Source organism: Flavobacterium sp. U410 (genome assembly GCF_053570605.1).
Window position 1 is genome coordinate 12516 of sequence record NZ_JBSEFI010000009.1, and the last position, 20692, is coordinate 33207.

General features: G+C 32.8%; 14 protein-coding genes. 10 read left to right on the forward strand and 4 right to left on the reverse strand.

Annotation, left to right across the window (positions count from 1 at the left end):
* Positions 1 to 133: 133 nt before the first annotated feature.
* The 9 genes from ACUSJC_RS07590 (at position 134) to ACUSJC_RS07630 (ending at position 16013) form a co-directional block, all read left to right on the forward strand.
* On the forward strand, positions 134 to 2938 hold the full coding sequence (locus ACUSJC_RS07590; protein WP_449268962.1) for a triple tyrosine motif-containing protein: 2805 nt from the start codon (positions 134 to 136) through the stop codon (positions 2936 to 2938).
* 277 nt (positions 2939 to 3215) lie between these two features.
* Positions 3216 to 6221 (forward strand): SusC/RagA family TonB-linked outer membrane protein, encoded by a 3006-nt coding sequence (locus ACUSJC_RS07595; protein ID WP_449268963.1) that lies wholly within the window; start codon positions 3216 to 3218, stop codon positions 6219 to 6221.
* Positions 6222 to 6241: 20 nt separating this feature from the next.
* The gene (locus ACUSJC_RS07600) at positions 6242 to 7693 is read left to right on the forward strand and encodes a RagB/SusD family nutrient uptake outer membrane protein (protein WP_449268964.1); all 1452 of its coding nucleotides are present in this window, start codon (positions 6242 to 6244) and stop codon (positions 7691 to 7693) included.
* A 263-nt stretch (positions 7694 to 7956) separates the two neighbouring features.
* The gene (locus tag ACUSJC_RS07605) at positions 7957 to 9372 is read left to right on the forward strand and encodes a glycoside hydrolase family 30 protein (RefSeq protein ID WP_449268965.1); all 1416 of its coding nucleotides are present in this window, start codon (positions 7957 to 7959) and stop codon (positions 9370 to 9372) included.
* A gap of 12 nt (positions 9373 to 9384) precedes the next feature.
* Entirely contained in the window at positions 9385 to 10830 is a 1446-nt protein-coding gene (locus ACUSJC_RS07610) for a glycoside hydrolase family 30 protein (RefSeq protein ID WP_449268966.1), read from the forward strand.
* 1 nt (position 10831) lies between these two features.
* Complete coding sequence (locus tag ACUSJC_RS07615) at positions 10832 to 13057, forward strand: glycoside hydrolase family 3 N-terminal domain-containing protein (RefSeq protein ID WP_449268967.1); 2226 nt, start codon at positions 10832 to 10834, stop codon at positions 13055 to 13057.
* On the forward strand, positions 13058 to 15007 hold the full coding sequence (locus ACUSJC_RS07620) for a sialate O-acetylesterase (RefSeq protein WP_449268968.1): 1950 nt from the start codon (positions 13058 to 13060) through the stop codon (positions 15005 to 15007).
* Between the two features lie 221 nt (positions 15008 to 15228).
* Positions 15229 to 15813, forward strand: coding sequence for an RNA polymerase sigma factor (locus ACUSJC_RS07625; protein ID WP_449268969.1), 585 nt, complete (start codon positions 15229 to 15231; stop codon positions 15811 to 15813).
* Positions 15814 to 15866: 53 nt separating this feature from the next.
* Positions 15867 to 16013, forward strand: coding sequence for a hypothetical protein (locus ACUSJC_RS07630; protein WP_449268970.1), 147 nt, complete (start codon positions 15867 to 15869; stop codon positions 16011 to 16013).
* A 16-nt stretch (positions 16014 to 16029) separates the two neighbouring features.
* On the opposite strand, the gene ACUSJC_RS07635 is transcribed toward ACUSJC_RS07630, so the two are convergent.
* Positions 16030 to 16689 (reverse strand): endonuclease III domain-containing protein, encoded by a 660-nt coding sequence (locus tag ACUSJC_RS07635; protein ID WP_449268971.1) that lies wholly within the window; start codon positions 16687 to 16689, stop codon positions 16030 to 16032.
* 68 nt (positions 16690 to 16757) lie between these two features.
* On the opposite strand from ACUSJC_RS07635, the gene bcp reads away from it, so the two are divergent.
* Positions 16758 to 17210 carry a thioredoxin-dependent thiol peroxidase gene (gene bcp, locus ACUSJC_RS07640; RefSeq protein ID WP_449268972.1) on the forward strand — a complete coding sequence of 151 codons (453 nt, stop codon included), beginning with the start codon at positions 16758 to 16760 and terminating at the stop codon, positions 17208 to 17210.
* A 42-nt stretch (positions 17211 to 17252) separates the two neighbouring features.
* Here the strand turns inward: bcp and ACUSJC_RS07645 are convergent, their stop codons facing one another.
* The 3 genes from ACUSJC_RS07645 to ACUSJC_RS07655 form a co-directional block, all read right to left on the reverse strand.
* On the reverse strand, positions 17253 to 18149 hold the full coding sequence (locus ACUSJC_RS07645) for a 3-hydroxyacyl-CoA dehydrogenase (protein ID WP_449268973.1): 897 nt from the start codon (positions 18147 to 18149) through the stop codon (positions 17253 to 17255).
* A gap of 20 nt (positions 18150 to 18169) precedes the next feature.
* On the reverse strand, positions 18170 to 18613 hold the full coding sequence (locus tag ACUSJC_RS07650; protein ID WP_449268974.1) for an acyl-CoA thioesterase: 444 nt from the start codon (positions 18611 to 18613) through the stop codon (positions 18170 to 18172).
* Between the two features lie 94 nt (positions 18614 to 18707).
* Positions 18708 to 20645, reverse strand: a complete 1938-nt coding sequence (locus tag ACUSJC_RS07655) for an oleate hydratase (protein ID WP_449268975.1) — start codon at positions 20643 to 20645, stop codon at positions 18708 to 18710.
* Positions 20646 to 20692: the final 47 nt, after the last annotated feature.

Below are 20692 nucleotides of genomic sequence, written 5' to 3' on the forward strand. Positions count from 1 at the left end.
TTTCGTAAGATTTGCAAATATAATCATTTATAAAAAGACAACCAGCACAATTCAAAGATGAATTAAATTTGAACAATTGATTTCGAAACAATATTTTTACAAGCTAATTACTTGAAACCACATGAATATTTTTATGAAATATATCTTCCATATAGTATTTCTTTTTTTAAGCATTTCTGTTAATGCTCAAGAACTTCCGCCCATTGTAAAATATCCTTCCAGTTTATATAATGCAGGAAATCAAAATTGGATGATTTCTGAAGACAAAAATAATTTTATCTACTTTGCTAATAATGAAGGGTTATTAGAATTTAACGGATCCAATTGGAATTTATATCCATCGCCCAATGAAACTAATATTCGATCTGTAAAGGTGGTTGAAGATAGGATTTATACAGGTTGTTACATGGAGTTTGGATTTTGGAAAAGACAAGCTAACGGATTATTGCACTATACATCAATTAGTAAAAATATTGAGAAAAAGTTAATTGAAGATGAGCATTTTTGGAATATTGTTGCTGTAGATCATTGGGTTTTATTTCAATCGTTTAATAGGATTTATGTATACAATTCTAAGGATGGAAGTTTTGATTTTATAGATCATCATTCCTATTTGTTTAAATGTTATAATGTAGAAAATTCCATTTTTTTTCAAGCTGTTGGTGAGGGTTTGTATGAAATTGTCAACGGGAAACCGGTTTTAATTTCTGATGATTCAAGAATTACTAATAATAGAATTGTTGAAATTTTTAAAGATAACGATGGAATTTTACTTCAAACGGAGCGCGCAGGAATATTCAAATTAGAAAAAAATGTATTATCGAAATATCATTTTGTTTCAGAGGAAGAAATTGAAAAAAATACGGTTTTTAGTGCGCAAAAATTATCGCATGGCGGATTTGCCTTGGGAACCATTTCTAACGGAATTTACATTTTAGATGCCAAAGGGAAAATAGAGAATCACATTACCCAAACCACCGGCATAAGCAATAATACTATACTTTCTATTAAAGAAGATTCGAATCATAACTTATGGTTAGGATTAGATAATGGAATTGATTGTGTAAACTTACAATCGCCCATTAGGAAATATAAAGACGAAGACGGTTCACTAGGTACGGTTTACGCTTCGGTAAAATACAAAGGCAAAATTTATTTGGGAACCAATCAAGGTTTGTTTTATAGAAATGAGGATGAAAATAGCCGCTATCATTTTATCAGTGGAACAAAAGGACAAGTTTGGACTTTATTTGAATATGATGGCCAATTGTTCTGCGGTCACGATTTAGGAACTTTTACCGTTGCGGAAGATAAAGCCCAATTAATTTACAATGAATCAGGTACATGGGAGTTTAATATTCATCCCAATCATAAAAATATTTTAGTTCAAGGGAATTATAATGGTTTATCGGTTTTAGAAAAGATAAATGACGGATGGCATTTTAAGAACAAGATTAAAGGTTTTGATATTTCATCTCGCTATTTTGAAATAGCCAATAACAATATTGTTTACGTTGGCCACGAATATAAAGGGTTACTAAAAGTTGAATTAGATAAAAATATTTCTAAAGTTACTCAGTTTACCATTCTGCCATCTCCCCAAAAAGGGAAAAACATCGGATTGGTAAAATACAATGGAATAATCTATTTTGTAGGTAAAGAAGGTTTTTACCAATTAAATTCAAAAACAAATCAATTTGAGAAAAATGAATTTTTAAGTCAAATACTAACAGAAGGCGGTTATACTTCTGGAAAAGTCAGCGTAGATAAGTCAAACAAAATGTGGGTTTTTACTAAAAACGCCATTTATTATGTTACTTCCGGAAATTTTGATTCACAACTTAGAAAACATAAAATTTCAATACCTGTTACGATAACTAATCCTATGGCGGGTTTTGAAAATATAGCCCAAATAGGAAACAGTGAATATTTAATTGGTAAAACGGATGGCTATTTTGTTATCAACCTTTCCGAATTTAAAGTTAAAAATCATGAAATATTACTAAACTCTATTGCTGTAAATAAACTGGAAAAAGAATCTAAATACATTTCTTTAGAAAGGAAAGCTTCATTACATAATTCCGAAAATAATATTGTGTTCAATTATTCTGTGCCTCAATATGACAGATTTATCGATGTTAAGTATCAATATCAATTGGAAGGATTTCAAGAAGAATGGAGTAATTGGAGTGATAAATCAACGGCTAGTTTTAAAAATTTATCACCGGGAACATATACATTTAGAGTAAAGGCTAAAGTAGCCAATACACCAACAGTAAATACCATTGAGTATCAATTTGAAATCAAAAGACCGTGGTATGCAACGTATTTAGCTTTGACTATTTATATAATCATCTTAATTATTTTAGCTTATTATGTTAACAAAGCATATCATGACTATTATAGAAAGAAAGAACAGAAACTGATAGAAGAAAATAATTTATTGTTAGAAATAGCCGCATTAGAAAGTGAGCAACAAATGATAAAGTTAAAGAACGAACAATTGGCTCAAGATGTTGATGCTAAAAATAAAGAATTAGCAGTAACCAATATGAGCTTGATTAAGAAAGACGAATTGTTATCAATCATAAAAGAAGATTTGAAAAAGTCGGCAGAAGAAAATGATAACAAAAATCTAAAATCGGTCATTTCTACCATTTCAAAGAATATTAATAAAGACGATTCTTGGAATACCTTTAAAGAATCTTTTGACAATGTAGATAAAGATTTTTTAAAGAGGATAAAATTATTACATCCTAATTTAACACCGAGCGATTTGAAATTATGTGCCTATTTAAGGTTAAATTTAAGTTCAAAAGAGATTGCACCTATGCTTAACATTTCGATACGAAGTGTTGAAATAAAACGATATCGTTTGCGTAAAAAGCTGAATTTGGTACATGATAACGGACTTGTAGATTATATTTTGAGCGTTTAACTATACATTTTTAAATAATTTACCTCAACATTACCACAACAACAACCTTTTCGTAATTAAAAACGTTTCCCTTTTTACTATTTTTTACTTTTCCATTTTTCTTATAATTCAAGGCTTATTTTTATAATTCATGAAAAAAAAGCATATTTTTTTACAGATGTATATTTTTTGTTGAGGTCAATTAAGATTGAGTAAAGAGATTAGTAAATAATTTAACATCTCGTTAACAAGGCACAAAATGTTCTTGTAAAAAATGAATAAATAAAACGTATTAATTATGATTTTTAAACCGCTTTTAGAAAGATTTAAGGATAATATTTTCTTTATTTCTATTTTCTTAGTTTTCATTTCATCTGTACAAGCACAGAAAATTGTTTCTGGAAAAGTTTTAGCAGATGGAATACCATTAGCAGGAGCTAATGTACTAGTAAAGGATACTAAGTCAGCTACAATTACAAATTTTGATGGAGACTTTACATTATCAGTTCCAAATGATGCTAAACAATTAGTTGTTTCGTATGTTGGATACCAAACAAGTGAAGTTCAAATCACCAATGGACCGCTATTGATTACATTACTTGAAGATGTAGGACAATTACAAGAAGTTATTGTTAATGTAGGATACGGAACTCAAAAAAGTAAAAACTTAACAAATGCCATTTCTACAATTAAATCAGATGCATTTGAAAACCGTCCAATTGTAAATGTGGCGCAAGCTTTACAAGGAAATGCGACAGGGGTTAATGTGGTTCAAACTTCAGGTAAACCGGGAGCTAGTTTCGATATTAGAATTAGGGGTATTAGTTCTATTTTCTCTGGAAACGAACCTTTGTATGTTGTAGACGGAATCCAAACCAAAGATATTTCAGGTTTAAATACTGAAGATATCGTAGATATGGCAATTTTAAAAGATGCTACTGCTACAGCAATTTATGGTGTAAACGGTTCTACAGGTGTTGTAATCATCACTACTAAAAAAGGAAAAGCTAATACAAAAGATTTCCAATTCAGTTCATACATCGGTTTTTCTAAAGCTGTAAGTAATGTAGATGTTTTAAATCAATCAGATTACAAAACATTATTAGGAGAAATTAATCCAAGTTATTTAACTACTGCAAATGATCCTAAATATGCTGGAATTAATACCAATTGGCAAGACGAAATTTTGAGAACAGGTGTAGACCAAAATTATAATTTTTCGTATGCCGGTGGTACTGATAAATTGAAGTATTACAGTGCTTTAGGATATCAAACTACAGATGGTATCATCAGTCCTTCTTACTACAAAAGATTTTCAGGAAAAGTAAATTTGAATGCTAATTTAACATCATGGTTAAAATCAGATGTGAGTATGAATGTAATTCAATCAGATGGATCTTATATTAGTGATAATAACAGTGTAGGACAAGGAGGTGCTGTAATGAGTGCTTTGGTTACACCTTCATTTTTACCTATTTGGGGTTCTCAATTAAATATCAGAGATACAAATCCTGACGGATCATATAGAGATGGTTATAAAGACGGGCAATATGCCATAAATCCGTATCAATCAGGATGGGAAAATCCAGTTTCTTTATTAGCCAGACAAAATGAAACAGCAGTTAACAGATATTTGAGTAGCATTAGTTTTGATGTAAACATCTTACCTAATTTAATGTGGAAACCTATGTTATCTTTTGATTTAACAAGATCAGACAATGTTCAATTTGTAGATTCTTATACTAACGTTTGGGGAAGAAATGGAGAGGATAATCCAGATACAGTAAAAGGTAGAGGAAGTAATACAATTACAAATTATGCTAATTTAAACTTTGAGAATACGTTAAACTATTCATTAAAATTTGAAAATTCAGATTTAAAATTTTTAGCGGGTATGTCAATGCAAAATAATAAATATTCTTATGATAATAATTCAGGAACTGGTTTTGATATTAGCCTAAGAAGTTACGATATTAATGTAGCAGAAAATCAATTTTATGAATACAGAGAAACACAAATAAGAAGTTTGTCATATTTTGGTAGAGTAACGTATTCGTATAAAGATAAATATATTTTTAATGGAGTGTTTAGAGAAAGTGGAGCTTCTCAATTAGCGCCAGGTAATAAATGGGGATTCTTCCCGGGTATTTCTGCCGCTTGGGTAGTTTCAAATGAAGAATTCTTCAAAAATATCAACTCTATTAGCGAGTTGAAATTGAGAGCAGGTTGGGGTAAAACAGGTAATTTATCTGGAATACCAGCGTATTCCCATTTAGATTTAACATATACAGATCTTAATACAGGAGAAACAGAAACTTCTCAAACTGCAAACCCAGATTTGAAATGGGAAACGGTTACCGATATAAATTTTGGAGTAGATTTAGGATTATTCAGCAACAGAGTTAAATTATCAGCAGATATATATAAGAAAAATACCAAAGATTTGTTACAAGTAATTCAATTTTCAACTCAATTGAATGATTATTACTATAATGCAGGGGAAATTGAAAATAAAGGTTTGGAGTTGAGCTTAAACACAAGAAATTTAACAGGTGACTTTACATGGAATACTAACTTTAATATTTCATTTAATAAAAATGAAGTAGTAGAACTTGGATTATTAAAAAAAATACCTTTTAATACTTTAAATTCTGTTGGAGAGAGTGTAATTTTATTAACAGAAGGAAACCCGGTAGGAAGTTTTTATGGTTATAAAGTAGATGGTGTAGATCCGGCTACTGGTTCATTAATGTATCAAGATGTTAACGGAGATGGGCAAATCTCTCCTGAAGATAGAACCATTATTGGAAACCCAAACCCTGATTTTACTTTTGGATTCAGTAATAATTTCAGCTATAAAGGATTTTCATTAGATGCTTTAATTACAGGTTCTCAAGGGAACGATATTTATAATGCTTCAAGAATGGATTTAACATTAATGACAAATTATAACAATCAATCTACAGAAGTATTAAACAGATGGACAACTCCGGGACAGATTACAGATGTACCAAGAGCTAACGATCCTAATGCTTTACACGTTTCGGATAGGTATGTTGAAGACGGATCTTATGTTAGATTGAAATCAGTGACGTTAGGGTACCAATTCAAATTAGAGAGTTTAAAACTGAATTCTGTAAAATTGTATGTAACAGCACAAAATTTATATACTATTACAAACTACAAAGGCTTTGATCCGGAAGTAGGTGCGTTTAATAATTCATCAGGACTTGGTCAAGGAATCGATTTAGGTACTTATCCACAAGTTAAAACATTCATCTTTGGACTTAAAGCAAACTTTTAATAATAAAATACTATATAATTATGAAATCAGTTAGAAATTATTTAAAAACATCAGCTATACTTATGGTGTTGTTTTTATCCTCATGTTCAGATTATTTAGATACAGAACCAACAACAGAAGAAACATATACTAATAATGGTGGAATTATAATAGAAGATGCTGCTGCTGCTGAAGCGAGAATGAATGCAGTTTATGGGACTTTTGGTTCTGGCTATTGGCAATTAGACTTTTTATTAGCAGGAGACGGACAATCTGATAATGCTTATATTGGAGCGGATAATCCAGCTATTTTTCAATATGAAGCTTATCAAATGTTATCGACTAATTCTCAAATGAAAGGAGATTGGAATGATATTTATAATAATATAAATACTTGTAATATTATCATTAATTATGTAGACCAAGCCTCCGATTTAAGTGAAACGCGTAGAAATGAAATGATTGGAGAAGCTTCGTTGATTAGAGCTTTAAATCATTTTCATGCGGTACAGTTATGGGGAGATTGTCCAATAGCAACTGAAGCTGTTTTTTCAGTTTCAAGTGAGAATTTTGATGAAGTATTTGATGCTTTATTCCCGGCAAGAAAGCCTGTTGCAGAAGTTTATGATCAAATTATTGCTGACTGTTTAGTGGCTATCGATAATGCTCCTGATGGTTCTTTTAAATTTAAAGCAAACAAAATGGGAGCTAAAGCACTTTTAGCGAAAGTATATGCTACAATGCCAAATCCTGATTGGACAAAAACTGTTCAATATTGTGATGAAGTTATCGCAGGAGGTTATTCACTTTTACCAACTTATGATCATCTTTTTGATAGTGATCACGAAGGAAATGAGGAATCTATATGGGAAGTTAATGGAGACGGATGGAGTAGCCCAATAGGTGCTTGGAATACATTTATGTTTTTAGGAACTGACTGGAAAAAATTCAATGCGCCTTCACATACTTTAGTTAAAGCTTTTACAGATAATGGAGATACTCAAAGAAAAGCCTCAACTATAACTACTGCAAATGTAGGTTGGGCAGATACATATTGGTCATCAACAAATTATCCTTTTGCTTATAAAATGAGAGATACTGATGGCAATCAAAATTTTTATCTTGCTCGTTTATCTGATATTTTGTTATTAAAAGCAGAAGCTTTAGCGACTTTAGGAGATGTTCCCGAAGCAATGGCTTTAGTAAACCAAGTAAGAACAAGAGCTGGTATTGCTACAATTAGCGCTACAGATCAGTCAGATGCTATTTACAAAATTCTTGATGAAAGGTTAATGGAGTTAGCTTTTGAAGGTGATCGCTGGTTCGATTTGAAAAGAATGGGTAAAGCAGTTGAAATACTTTCGCAACAAAAAGATGGTAATGGTGTTGTTTTATCTACAGCATCAAATATTAATCAAAATAGACTTTTGTGGCCAATTCCTCAAGACAAGTTAGATGCTAATTCGTTATTGACACAAAATCCTGGATATTAAGATTTTTAATTCTAATCCATTTGATAAGGACTATTTTTAAATAAATTATAGTTCTTATCAATGGATTTTATAATAGGCTTCTCATCTGATAAAGAAGCATTTTTAGAACAAATTTTGAAAACTATGACGTGTAAAAATCTAACTAATTAATTTAGTTGAGATTTTATATGTATTATGAAGCTCTAAGAGAGTTTCAGTCTAAAGGAAAAAGAAAGAAAAATTTCAGGTAAATAACCTATTTACATTGATTTAATTACGAAAAAATGATTAAAAATATAATATTGTTTTCTTGTGGTTTACTAACAAGTTTAATTGTATCGTGTTCCGGACAATCGGCAGTTTCTAAAAAGAAAAATAATGTCGAAGTTTGGATTACAAAAGCAGACGAATCGGTAAAACTACAAAAACAAGAATCAAACTTAATATTTAATACAAACGATAATGCTTATCCAAGTATTGAAATAGATCCTTCCGAAACCTATCAAACTATTGATGGTTTTGGATATACTTTAACAGGCGGTAGTGTTGAGGTGATCAATCAATTAGTGCCTGAAAAGAGAAAACAATTGCTACAAGAACTTTTTGGGAATTCAGTTAATTCCATTGCGATAAGTTATTTGAGATTGAGTATTGGTGCATCTGATTTAGATGGAACTGTTTTCTCGTATGATGATGTTCCTGTTGGTGAAACGGATGTAACATTGTCAAAATTTAGTTTGGAAGCCAATTCAGCTTTAATCAAAATGCTACAAGAGGTTTTAGCAATAAATCCGAACATAAAAATTATAGCTACACCTTGGTCGCCACCCATTTGGATGAAAGACAACAATAGCAGTATTGGAGGAAAATTGCAACCTAAATATTACGGTGTTTATGCGCAGTATTTTGTAAAGTACATTCAACAAATGCAATTGAAAGGAATTACTATTGATGCTATTACGCCTCAAAACGAACCTTTGCATCCCGGTAATAATCCAAGTTTAAGCATGTCGGCTACCGAACAAACCGATTTTATCAAGAATCATTTGGGGCCAGCCTTCAGAAATGCTAAAATCAAAACAAAGATTATTGCTTACGATCACAATTGTAACAAACCGGAATATCCATTGGAAGTTTTAAATGATCCAATAGCGAATCCTTTTGTAGACGGTTCTGCTTTTCATCTTTACGAAGGCGATATTTCGGCTTTAAGCGTCGTTCACAATGCTCATCCTAATAAAAATTTGTACTTCACCGAGCAATGGACAGGTTCTGAAGGTACCTTTTCAGGTGATTTAATTTGGCATACTAAAAATGTTATCATCGGATCTATGCTTAATTGGAGTAAAACGGCTTTGGAATGGAATGTAGCGAATGATAGCAATTTTGAGCCACACACACCTGGTGGTTGTACACAATGTAAAGGCGCATTAACTATTGAAAATAGTGAGACTTATAAAAGAAATGTAGGCTATTATATTATTGCGCAAGCTTCAAAATTTGTTCCGATGAATTCAGTACGAATAGCTTCAAATCAGTTACCAAATTTACCTAATGTAGCATTTAAAACACCGGCTGGAAAAACAGTTATAATTGTTGTAAATGAAAGTGCTACAACGGAAAAATTTAATATAAAAATAAACGGAAAATGGGTTACAACATCTCTTGATGGAGCCACTGTTGCAACTTATGCTTTTTAACAAAATAAGATCATGAATAAAATAATGATTTTACTTTTTAGTGCTTTAGTGATGTTAGGTTGTTCTTCATCAAAAGAGACTAATACAAGTAACCAAAATACAATAGAAGTGTATACTTCTGCAAACGGAACTAATCTAAGATTATCGAAATCGAATAATCAATTTACAGTTAAAGAAGTAAAACAACCTTTGGAAACGCAAACGTGTATTTTTGTTAATCCAAATAAAGAGTTTCAAACATTTTTAGGAATTGGAGGAGCTATAACTGACGCTTCAGCAGAAGTATTTGCTAAACTTTCACCGGAAAAGCAACAAGAGTTTTTAAATGCATATTTCAGTGAAAAAGATGGTATTGGATATTCTGTTCTTAGAACGAATATGAATAGCTGCGATTTTAGTTCGGCAAGTTATACGTACATTCAAGAGGGCGACAAAGACTTGAATTCTTTTGATATTTCTGTTGATAAGAGATTCAAAATCCCAATGCTTAAAAAAGCAATGAATTTAATCGGTTCCAAAGCTTCGTTTTTTATTAGTCCATGGTCGCCACCGGCATTTATGAAAGACAGTAATAATATGTTACGAGGCGGAAAGTTATTGCCTCAATACTATCAATCTTGGGCTAATTATTATGTGAAATATATTGATGCACTTCAAAAAGAAGGTTTGTCGGTTTGGGGATTAACCGTTCAAAACGAACCTATGGCAACTCAAATCTGGGAATCGTGTATTTATACAGCCGAAGAAGAACGAGATTTCTTGAAAAATTATTTGGGACCAACGCTTAAAAAAGCTGGTTTTGGAGATAAAAAAATTACTGTTTGGGATCACAATAGAGATTTAATTACACAAAGAGCGGGTACTGTTTTAGAAGACAAAGAAGCGAGTAAATATGTTTGGGGAATTGGATTTCATTGGTACGAAGATTGGAGTGGAGGAAAGCAAATGTATGAGAATGTGGGTATCGTAAACGAAATGTATCCTGATAAAAGCATATTCTTTACAGAAGGTTGTGTAGAAAAATTTGATGCTTCTAAATACCAATTATGGGCGAACGGAGAACGTTACGGAAAATCAATGATTAACGATTTTAATAACGGAACTGTGGGTTGGACCGATTGGAATATTTTATTAGACGAAAATGGTGGTCCAAATCACGTAAAGAATTTCTGTTTTGCGCCGGTTCATGCCGATTTACAGACAGGAGAATTAATTTATACGCCTTCATATTATTTTATTGGTCATTTTTCTAAATTTATCAAGAAAGGAGCGAAACGTATTAGTAGTTCGGCAAGTAGAAGTGGTTTGTTAACAACTTCATTTTTAAATCCTGACGGAAAAATGGTAACAGTTGTCATGAACGAAAGTGACAAACAAGTAAATTACCTTTTATGCGTTGGAACAAAGACCACAGAAATTATAATTTTACCAAAAGCAATTCAAACCATTATTCATTAAAATGAAAAAAATAGCCCTAAGTTTTGTTTTACTGTTCTGTTTCTCTACAACTTTCTCTCAACAAAATGAGACTGATAGAAGAGTAGAAGAATTATTGCAAAAGATGACTCTTGAAGAAAAAATAGGTCAGCTTAATCAATATTCCGGAGATAGTGATGCAACAGGTCCGATTACAATAAACCCTAATAAGCAAAGCGAAATTAAAAACGGACAGTTGGGTTCTATGCTTAATGTCAAGGGTGTTATTCACACCCGACAATTTCAAGAACTTGCGATGCAGTCTCGCTTAAAAATTCCGTTGCTTTTTGGTTTAGATGTAGTTCATGGATACAAAACAACTTTTCCTATTCCTTTAGCAGAAGCGGCGAGTTGGGATTTAGAGGCTATTGAATTAAGTGCGCGCGTTGCTGCTGTTGAAGCCTCTGCTTCAGGAATTCACTGGACATTTGCGCCGATGGTCGATATCAGTAGAGATCCGAGATGGGGTAGGGTAATGGAAGGTGCAGGAGAAGATACTTATTTAGGTTCAAAAATAGCGTATGCGCGTGTTAAAGGTTTTCAAGGAAATAAATTAGGAGATACTGATGCCGTTATGGCATGTGTAAAACATTTTGCTGCTTATGGTGCAGCGGTTGGTGGTAGAGATTATAATTCAGTAGATATGAGTTATAGAATGCTTTGGGAAACCTTTTTGCCCCCTTTTAAAGCTGCTTTGGATTCCGGAGCAGCTACTTTTATGAATTCATTCAACGATTTAAACGGAATTCCCGCTACAGGAAATGCATACTTGCAAAGAGACATTTTAAAAGGAAAATGGAACTTTAAAGGTTTTGTAGTTTCCGATTGGGGTTCTATAGGTGAGATGATTGCTCACGGATATTCTAAAGATAGTAAGGAAGCTGCTTTACAAGCTATAACAGCAGGTTCGGATATGGATATGGAAAGTAATGCATATCGTAACAATTTAGTCGAGTTAGTTAAGGTAAATAAGGTTTCATTAGACGTTATTGATGATGCAGTTAGGCGTATTCTTTATAAAAAATTTGAATTGGGCCTATTTGATGATCCCTATAAATTTTCAAATCCCGAGCGTCAAAAAGCAGCTCTTACTAATCTTGAACATACTAAAGCAGCCAGATCAGTTGCTTCAAAAAGTATTGTTTTATTGAAGAATGAAAAAAATATTTTACCGCTTTCTAAAGAAACAAAAACTATTGCGTTTATTGGACCAATGGTGAAACCTAAGCGAATCAATCATGGATTTTGGTCTATCGATTTAAAAGATGTTGATTCTACGTATATTGTTTCGCAATGGGAAGGTTTGGAACGAAAAGTAGGGAAAAATACAAAGCTACTTTATGCTAAAGGATGTTCTGTAGAAGGTACTGATAAATCGGGTTTTAAAGAAGCTATTGCTGTTGCAAAAAAAGCAGATGTGGTAATTTTAAGTATTGGTGAAGCTTTCAATATGAGTGGCGAAGCCAAAAGTAGAAGTACTATTCAATTACCTGGAGTTCAGGAAGATTTAATCAAAGAATTGCAAAAAACGGGAAAACCTATTGTTGTGCTTATCAACGCCGGACGTCCGTTAGTTTTTAATTGGACAGCAGAAAATATGCCTACCATTGTGTATACGTGGTGGTTGGGTTCAGAAGCCGGAAATGCTATTGCCGATGTTCTTTTTGGTGATTATAATCCTTCCGGAAAATTACCGATGACATTCCCTAGAACTGAAGGTCAAATTCCTATTTATTATAATCATTTCAATACCGGAAGACCGGCTATAGGTGAAGATAAAATGTATAAATCAGCTTATATTGATTTGCCAAATTCACCTCAATTTCCATTTGGTTTTGGATTGAGTTATACTACTTTTCAATATTCAGATTTAAAATTGTCCACTCAAAAAATTAAAAGTTCAGAAGTTATTGAAGTGACTTTCAAACTAACCAATACAGGAAAATTTGAAGGGGAAGAAGTAGTTCAATTATATCTTCGTGATAAAGTAGGTTGCGTAGTGCGACCAATAAAAGAATTAAAAGATTTCGAAAAAGTGAAGTTAGTCGTTGGTGAAACCAAAACTATTACATTTACGATTGATAAAAGTAAACTTTCTTTTTATAATGATAAACTCGATTATATCACAGAAGCCGGTGAATTTGATTTGATGATCGGTTCATCTTCTGAAGACATTCAATTAAAAAGTAATTTTGAATTAGTAGAATAAATGAAATTAAAATATAGCCTTATCGTTTTATTGCTTTCAATAGTAATAGCACAAGCACAAACTTCTGTAGCTTCCATTTTTTCGGATAATATGGTGTTACAACGCAATGCAAAAATTCCGGTTTGGGGATTGGATAAACCGAACAAAACAGTTACGGTAAAGTTTCATCATCAAACTAAAAAAGTAAAAACTGGGAAAGATGGTAAATGGACACTCTATTTAGATAATGAAACGGCTGGCGGACCTTTTGTTTTGACTGTTCAAGGAAGTAGTTTAATCACTATTAGCAATGTTTTAGTTGGTGATGTTTGGCTTTGTTCAGGACAATCCAATATGGAATGGAAAGTCGAGCAATCGAATAATGCTAAAAATGAAATAGCGCAGGCAAATTTCCCGATGATTCGTCATATTGATATTCCTAACGAAATCAATTCGGTTCCGAGTTCGAGTTTTAAAAATGCCACTTGGCAAGTTTGTTCACCTAATACTGTTGCCGAATTTACTGCCGTAGGTTATTTTTATGCCAAAGAGTTAACGCAAAAATTAAATATCCCCATCGGGTTAATTAATGCCACTTGGGGCGGAACCAACATCGAAACCTGGATTAGTAGAGAAGGTTTTGAAAGCAGTGATGAATTCAAAGAAATGATTGCTCAAATGCCAAAAGTAAATATCGATTCGTTGTTAGAAAGTAAAATGGTTGCGGCTAAAAAAAGAATAGAAGCCATTCAAAAAACAAAATTTACTACAGATAAAGTTCTTTTTTACAAAGATTTGAATTTTGAGGATAGCCAATGGTTAACGTTGAACCAACCGCAACCTTGGGAAGAGCAAATTTTAGGTAATTTTGACGGCGTGGTTTGGCTTAGAAAACATTTTACCTTGACGGAAAAAGTAAAATCAGCAGTTTTAGAGATTCCAGCAATTGATGACAATGACGAAACCTATGTAAATGGCGTAAAAGTCGGAAAAACTAACGGTTGGGACGCTAAAAGAAGTTATATGATTCCAACAGAAATTCTGAACGTTGGCGACAATATAATTGCAGTTAGAGTTACCGATACTGGTGCTGGCGGAGGAATGCATGGTGATAGTAAAGCTTTGAAAATTATAACAGATAAAGAAGAAATTCCTTTGAGCGGTTCTTGGAAATTTCAAGTGGAATCTATTTTAGATAATGTTAACCAAAACGAATTTCCGTCGTTGTGTTACAATGCAATGATCAATCCGCTTATTCCTTTTGCTTTTAAAGGTGTCATTTGGTATCAAGGAGAAAGTAATGAACCAAGAGCGTATCAATACAAAAAAGCATTTCCATTGTTGATTGAAGATTGGCGTTCAAAATTCAATTCCGAATTTCCGTTTTATTTTGTTCAATTGGCGAGTTATGTTACCAAAGGAAATAGTAATGAAGGTTGTGCTTGGGCTGAAATTAGAGAAGCGCAAACCAATACTTTAAAACTTCAAAATACTGGAATGATTGTTACGACTGATTTGGTTACCAATCCGTATGATATTCACCCAACCAACAAACAAGATGTTGGAAAACGTTTAGCAACTGTAGCTTTACATAATACATACAATCAGAAATCGGTTAGTTTTTCGGGACCAACCTTCAAATCATTTGAAAATAAAGACGGAAAAGCAATTTTGACTTTTGACAATGTAGCTTCGGGATTAATGACAACCGATAAATATGGTTATATAAAGGGTTTTGAAGTTTCCGGATCAGATAAAGTTTTTCATTTTGCAAAAGCTGAGATAATAGACAATACCGTTGTTTTAACTTGTGATGAAGTAAATAAAGTTGTTGCAGTACGTTTTGGTTGGATGGGAGATGCTTCAGAATGCAATCTATTCAATCAAGAAGGATTTACTGCTGTTCCATTTAGAACTGATGATTGGAAATTAAGTACTGAAAATGAGAAATATACAATCAAATTAAAATAGGAAAGAATACATCTTTTGAAAGGTTTATACTAGATTTTTTAGAGGTATTTCCTTGAAAATTGAAAAAAATGAAATTTTTTGATAAAAAGTTTGAAAATAATTTGGCTATTTGAAATAAAAACTAGTACATTTGGCTATCAAACTCAAAGAAATAAGCCTATACGTTAAAAAATACTTTTTTAGAGATCTTTAACCCACAAGTAAAACTAAAAGGTATTTTTATGGCTACACATGAACTTTCTGATGCAATTTTAGTGAAGAATTATGTAGGCGGCGACGAACAAGCTCTGGCTACACTAATTGAAAGACACCAATCCAAAATTTATGGTTTTATCTATTCTAAGATTCAGGACCGAGATGTTTGTGATGATATTTTTCAGGATACGTTTATCAAGGTTATAAGAACGTTGAAAACAAAAACGTATAACGAAGAAGGGAAATTTTTACCTTGGGTAATGCGTATTGCTCATAATTTAGTGATTGATCATTTTCGTAAGTCAAAGAAAATGCCAATGCAACGAGACACTGAAGAATACTCTATTTTTTCATTCATGAGTGACGAAAGTCCAAATATTGAACATAGAATTATTTTGGATCAAGTAGAAATGGATTTGAGCCGCTTAATTGATGAACTTCCGGAAGATCAAAAAGAAGTATTGGTTATGCGAATTTATCAAGACATGAGTTTTAAAGAAATCGCTGATTTAACAGGGGTTAGTATTAATACGGCTTTAGGAAGAATGCGTTATGCTTTGATGAATTTGAGAAAAGTAATTGAAAAAAATCAAATTGTTTTAACAAACTAAAATACTAAAATATTTTTTTTGACGTTCTAGTCATAAATACTAACTTGTTATTTATGGCAAAACTTTACATTAAAGAAGAAAAATTAGCATCAAAAAAAATGGTACCTAAAAAAGAAACTATATCGTTTTTATTGAATTACTCAAAAGCTTTGAGTATTACAAAAGTTGGGAAACTAAAATTTGAAACGATAGCTAATTAAAGAAAACCTCGTGATATCACGAGGTTTTCTTTTTATAATAATCATTGATAACTGATTTTCTCCCAATGGTTTTAGTAATGATATCTTTTTCCAAATCCCAACCGCGAGCCGGAGAATATTGGCGGGCGTAGTAAATAATCTGTAAATGCAATTTGTTCCAGAGTTCTTCAGGGAAAATGCGTTTAGCATCTTTCTCGCTTTGCTCTACACTTTTACCGTTTGAAAATCCCCAACGATACAACAATCGATGAATGTGTGTATCTACCGGAAAAGCAGGAACATTGAAAGCTTGACTCATGACAACACTTGCTGTTTTATGTCCCACAGCAGGTAGTCTTTCTAAAGCTTCAAAACTTTGTGGAACTTCTCCATGGTGCTCGTCAATTAAAATTTTTGAAAGTCCATAAATCCCTTTTGACTTCATGGGTGTTAAACCGCAAGGACGAATGATATCCGCAATTTCTTCTACACTCATTTTTACCATATCATATGGATTATCAGCTTTAGCAAAGAGTGACGGAGTAATTTTATTCACGCGTTCATCTGTACATTGAGCCGATAACAGCACGGCTATCAATAAAGTATAAGGATCTTTATGGTCGAGTGGAATGGGAACTTCCGGAAATAATTCATTTAAGGTATTTATAACAAATGTTACTTTTTCGTTCTTTGTCATTTTTGTAACTTTATAAATTCAAAGATAACATAATCGAAATAATTAAAATAATCTAAAAAATCAAAAATATGGTGACATTAAAAGCGGGAGATAAAGCCCCCAACTTTAAAGGACTAGATCAAGAAGGAAAAGAACATAAATTAGAAGATTACAGAGGAAAAAAATTAGTGGTTTTCTTTTATCCCAAAGCAAGTACACCCGGATGTACTGCAGAAGCTTGTGATTTAAGAGATAACTTTGAACGTTTTAAAGCTCAAAATTACGAATTATTAGGAGTAAGTGCAGATAGTGCAAAAGCGCAAACCAAATTTATTGAAAAAAATAATTTACCTTTTCCGCTATTAGCAGATGAAAATCATGAAGTAATTAATGCCTTTGGAGTTTGGGGACCCAAAAAGTTCATGGGAAAAGAATATGATGGCATCCACCGAACTACATTTGTTATAGATGAAAACGGAATCATTGAAGAGGTCATTGAAAAAGTGAAAACTAAAGAGCATGCTGCTCAGATATTAAAATAATAAAAAGTGTCTCAAAAGTTTATTTTTGAGACACTTAAAAAACTATTTTAGAAAATCTTTGTTTTTATAAGCCGGATCCGGATAGTTATAAAAACCTTCTCCGGTGGCAACACCTAGTTTGCCTTTGTCAATAAAATTCTCTTTCAAAAATTCAACAGTTTTGATTTTGATCGGGTCGTGAGTTTTATCTGCAGCCATTTTATTGATGTTATAGGCAGTTGTAATTCCCACAACGTCTAATATACCGAATGGACCAACAGGGGCTCCGGTAGCGACCATCCAAGTTTTATCGATGGTTTCAACATCGGAAACGCCATTAACCAAAAGATTAGTAGCTGCACCTAATAAAGGAACCAAAAGCGAATTAAGAATATAACCCGGTTGCTCTTTATAAAGCGGAAGAGTTATCATTCCGATAGCTTTGGCAAAATCAACTACATCATCAAAAACTGAAGTGGCTGTTCCGGGATGTCCCATGATCTCAGCAGTATTATGTTTCCAGATTTCGTTAGCAAAGTGTAAAGCAACGAATTTTTCGGGACGTTTAGTTACTGCTGCAAATTGGCTGGGCAACAAAGTTGAGGAATTGGTTGCAAAAACAGTCTTTGCCGGAGCAACTTGTGCTAATTTTTCATAGAAACCAATTTTAATCTTCGGATTTTCCGGTACAGCTTCAATCAATAAATCGGCATCTTTTACAGCTTCTGCCAAGTCAGAGCAATAACTTAAATTTTCAAAAGTTGCTTTCAACTGTTCGTCAGTAGCTTGTAGATCATGGATATAAGCTTTACTTAGTATGTCAAATTTAGCTTTGGCTTTGTCCAGAACTTCGTCGTTAATATCATATACAGTTACTTTAAATCCGTGAAAAGCAGTTTGGAATGCAATTTGGTATCCCAAAACACCGCTTCCTGCTACAGTTACATTTTTAAAATTCATAATTTGATAGGTTTAAAATATTATTGTAAAGCGGGTTCGTAAGTCGTTAAATCAGTTCGTAGCCAATCCGGAATTTCAATAGATTTACCTATTGTTGTATCAATTAATACTTGCGTACTTTTTCCTTTCGCGTGAACAATTTCATTTCCATCTTTACCTAAACTCGTAATTAAGTATTCGATTTCAAAACTTTTAGAACCTAAAGATGAGGTTCTCAATTTGATAGTAGGTTGAATGGCAGTGAGTTTTAATTCTTTATAATAGTCACATTCTATATGTGCAATGACAAACATATTTTTAGTCCAATCCCATTGTTTACTAACTGTTGGCATATAATGACCGCGTCCGATTTGAAAATATTCGAAATAATAAACATTGTTTACATGGCTTAACGGGTCTAAATCGTTCCAACGAATTTCTATAGGTAAAGAGAATTTGAAATCTTGAATATTGATGTTTTGCATTATGGTTTGATTAAAGATTAGTTTATTTACAAAGTAACTTTACGTGTTTCTTTAGAGAAAGATCACACGTAAAGTTAACCAATTAATGGAAGAATTATTGCGTTTTTCCTGAAATCCAATCGGATAATTTTGTGATTTGTTCGTGAAAAAAGGATTCGTGTGTTTCTTCTTTTTCGCCTACAGGTAAAATGTGTTCAAAATATGTTCCTTTTAAAACGCGTCTGAGAATGCCTTCACCAACAAACGGTTTATAGTCGTTAAGAGCTTTTGTAGCTTTTAAAAGATGTCTGATGTCATATTGCAACGGGTTAATATCCGGAACCTGTTTGTTTAAATTCAGTAATTTATAAACGGCTAAACGTCCTGTTCTTACGGAACTTTCCATGGTGAAGACCACATCGTTATTGGTTTCAACAAATTGCCCGACCAAACCTAAATTAACGCAGCCTTCAGGAACAACTCTCGGGCGATCTCCTTTAGCTCTAGGCATAAACATAGAAGTGATATAAGGCATAAATGAAGTACGTACAATCGTATTTTCAATTACATTATCCAGTTGGTCTGAAATACCAAGATGATGACACAATTCGGCTAAAATTTCATTTCCGGTACACGCAGGCATCGCTTTTTTGACATAGTCTCCTTCTTTATTCATAAATAAAGCATAAACCCATATAACCAATACATCATCGGGTTGGGTAGGGAAATGAGGTTGTCTGTTGCAAGTGAAACTCATTAGCCAGTTAGAATCTGTAATGGTTATGATCCCGCCGGTAACTGTTTTTCCGGAATAAGGGTCGTTAACGGATAGTTCTTTTAATTTGTCAACAAATGCTGATGGCTTGCAGGTCAACGTAGCCGATTCCCAAGATGATTTTTCTATATTGCTGCAAAATTTTTCAGGTTTACCGAAAACAGGAGATTTCGCTGCCAGATTTTTCCAAAGTTTCCATCCGGCACTTTGTCCGCTGGTTGCGTTATCTACTTTTACAATAGGAACTTCGGTGTTATTCCCATAAAACGTATCTTCCGTCATTGAACCTGTAGTTACAATTACAAAATCGTCTTTTTTGACAGGAATTTTTACTTCAATTCCGTTTTGTTCGGTAATAATGTTTTCAACTATTTTTTCGTTTTCCGTAATACTGATGTCTAAATCTTTTACTAAAGTATTTAGCTGTATTTGAACTCCTTTTTCTTGTAGAAAATGTTTTAAAGGTGTTACAAAAGTATCATATTGATTGTATTTTGGGAAGACCAAACAAGAAAAATCTTTCATACCGTCAATAGCATGTAGAAAACGGTGCATATAGAGTTTACATTCTAATAAACTGTGCCAATTTTCAAAGGCAAACATAGTACGCCAAAAGAACCAAAAGTTACTGTTTAAAAAAGATTCGCTAAAATAATCTTCGATAGTTAAGTCGTCCAGTTCTTCTTTTTTCTTTAATAACAATTTTACGATAGCCAGCTGATCTTTTTTCTCTAAGCCAAATTTGCTAAAATCTTGTATTTGACCTTGATTGTGAATCAATCTTGCTTTAGAATAGTTCGGATCGTTATCATTTACAAGCCTGTATTCGTCTAAAACACTATAAGGTTTTGGCAACTCCATAGCAGGAATGTCCTGAAAAATGTCCCAGAGGTTTTCGTAAGTCATATCCATTTCGCGACCGCCTCTTATGATATAACCTTCTGTAGCATTTCCGGCACCGTCTAAAGAACCGCCTTCTATAGACAATTGTTCTAAAAAGATGATATTTTTACCGGGAATATGTCCGTCACGGATGAAATAATACGCTGTAGAAAGTCCGGCAATTCCACTTCCTACGATATATACTTTACTGTCTTCGAATGATCTGAAAGGAATGCCTTTATTTCGTTGGTAATTACCAATTTGATCAGAAAAAGGCATCGTTTTTTCAGGAGTATTTCTTTGTATTTCGTTACTCGAATCGGGTTCATGCTCAATATTGTTAGACAAATAAGCAGTGTCAAAAACTTGATCTATTTCGGAGGGATTTGTTTTCATACGTATTTTTATTTTTAAATTCTCTTTCAAATTTAGTCTATAAAAAC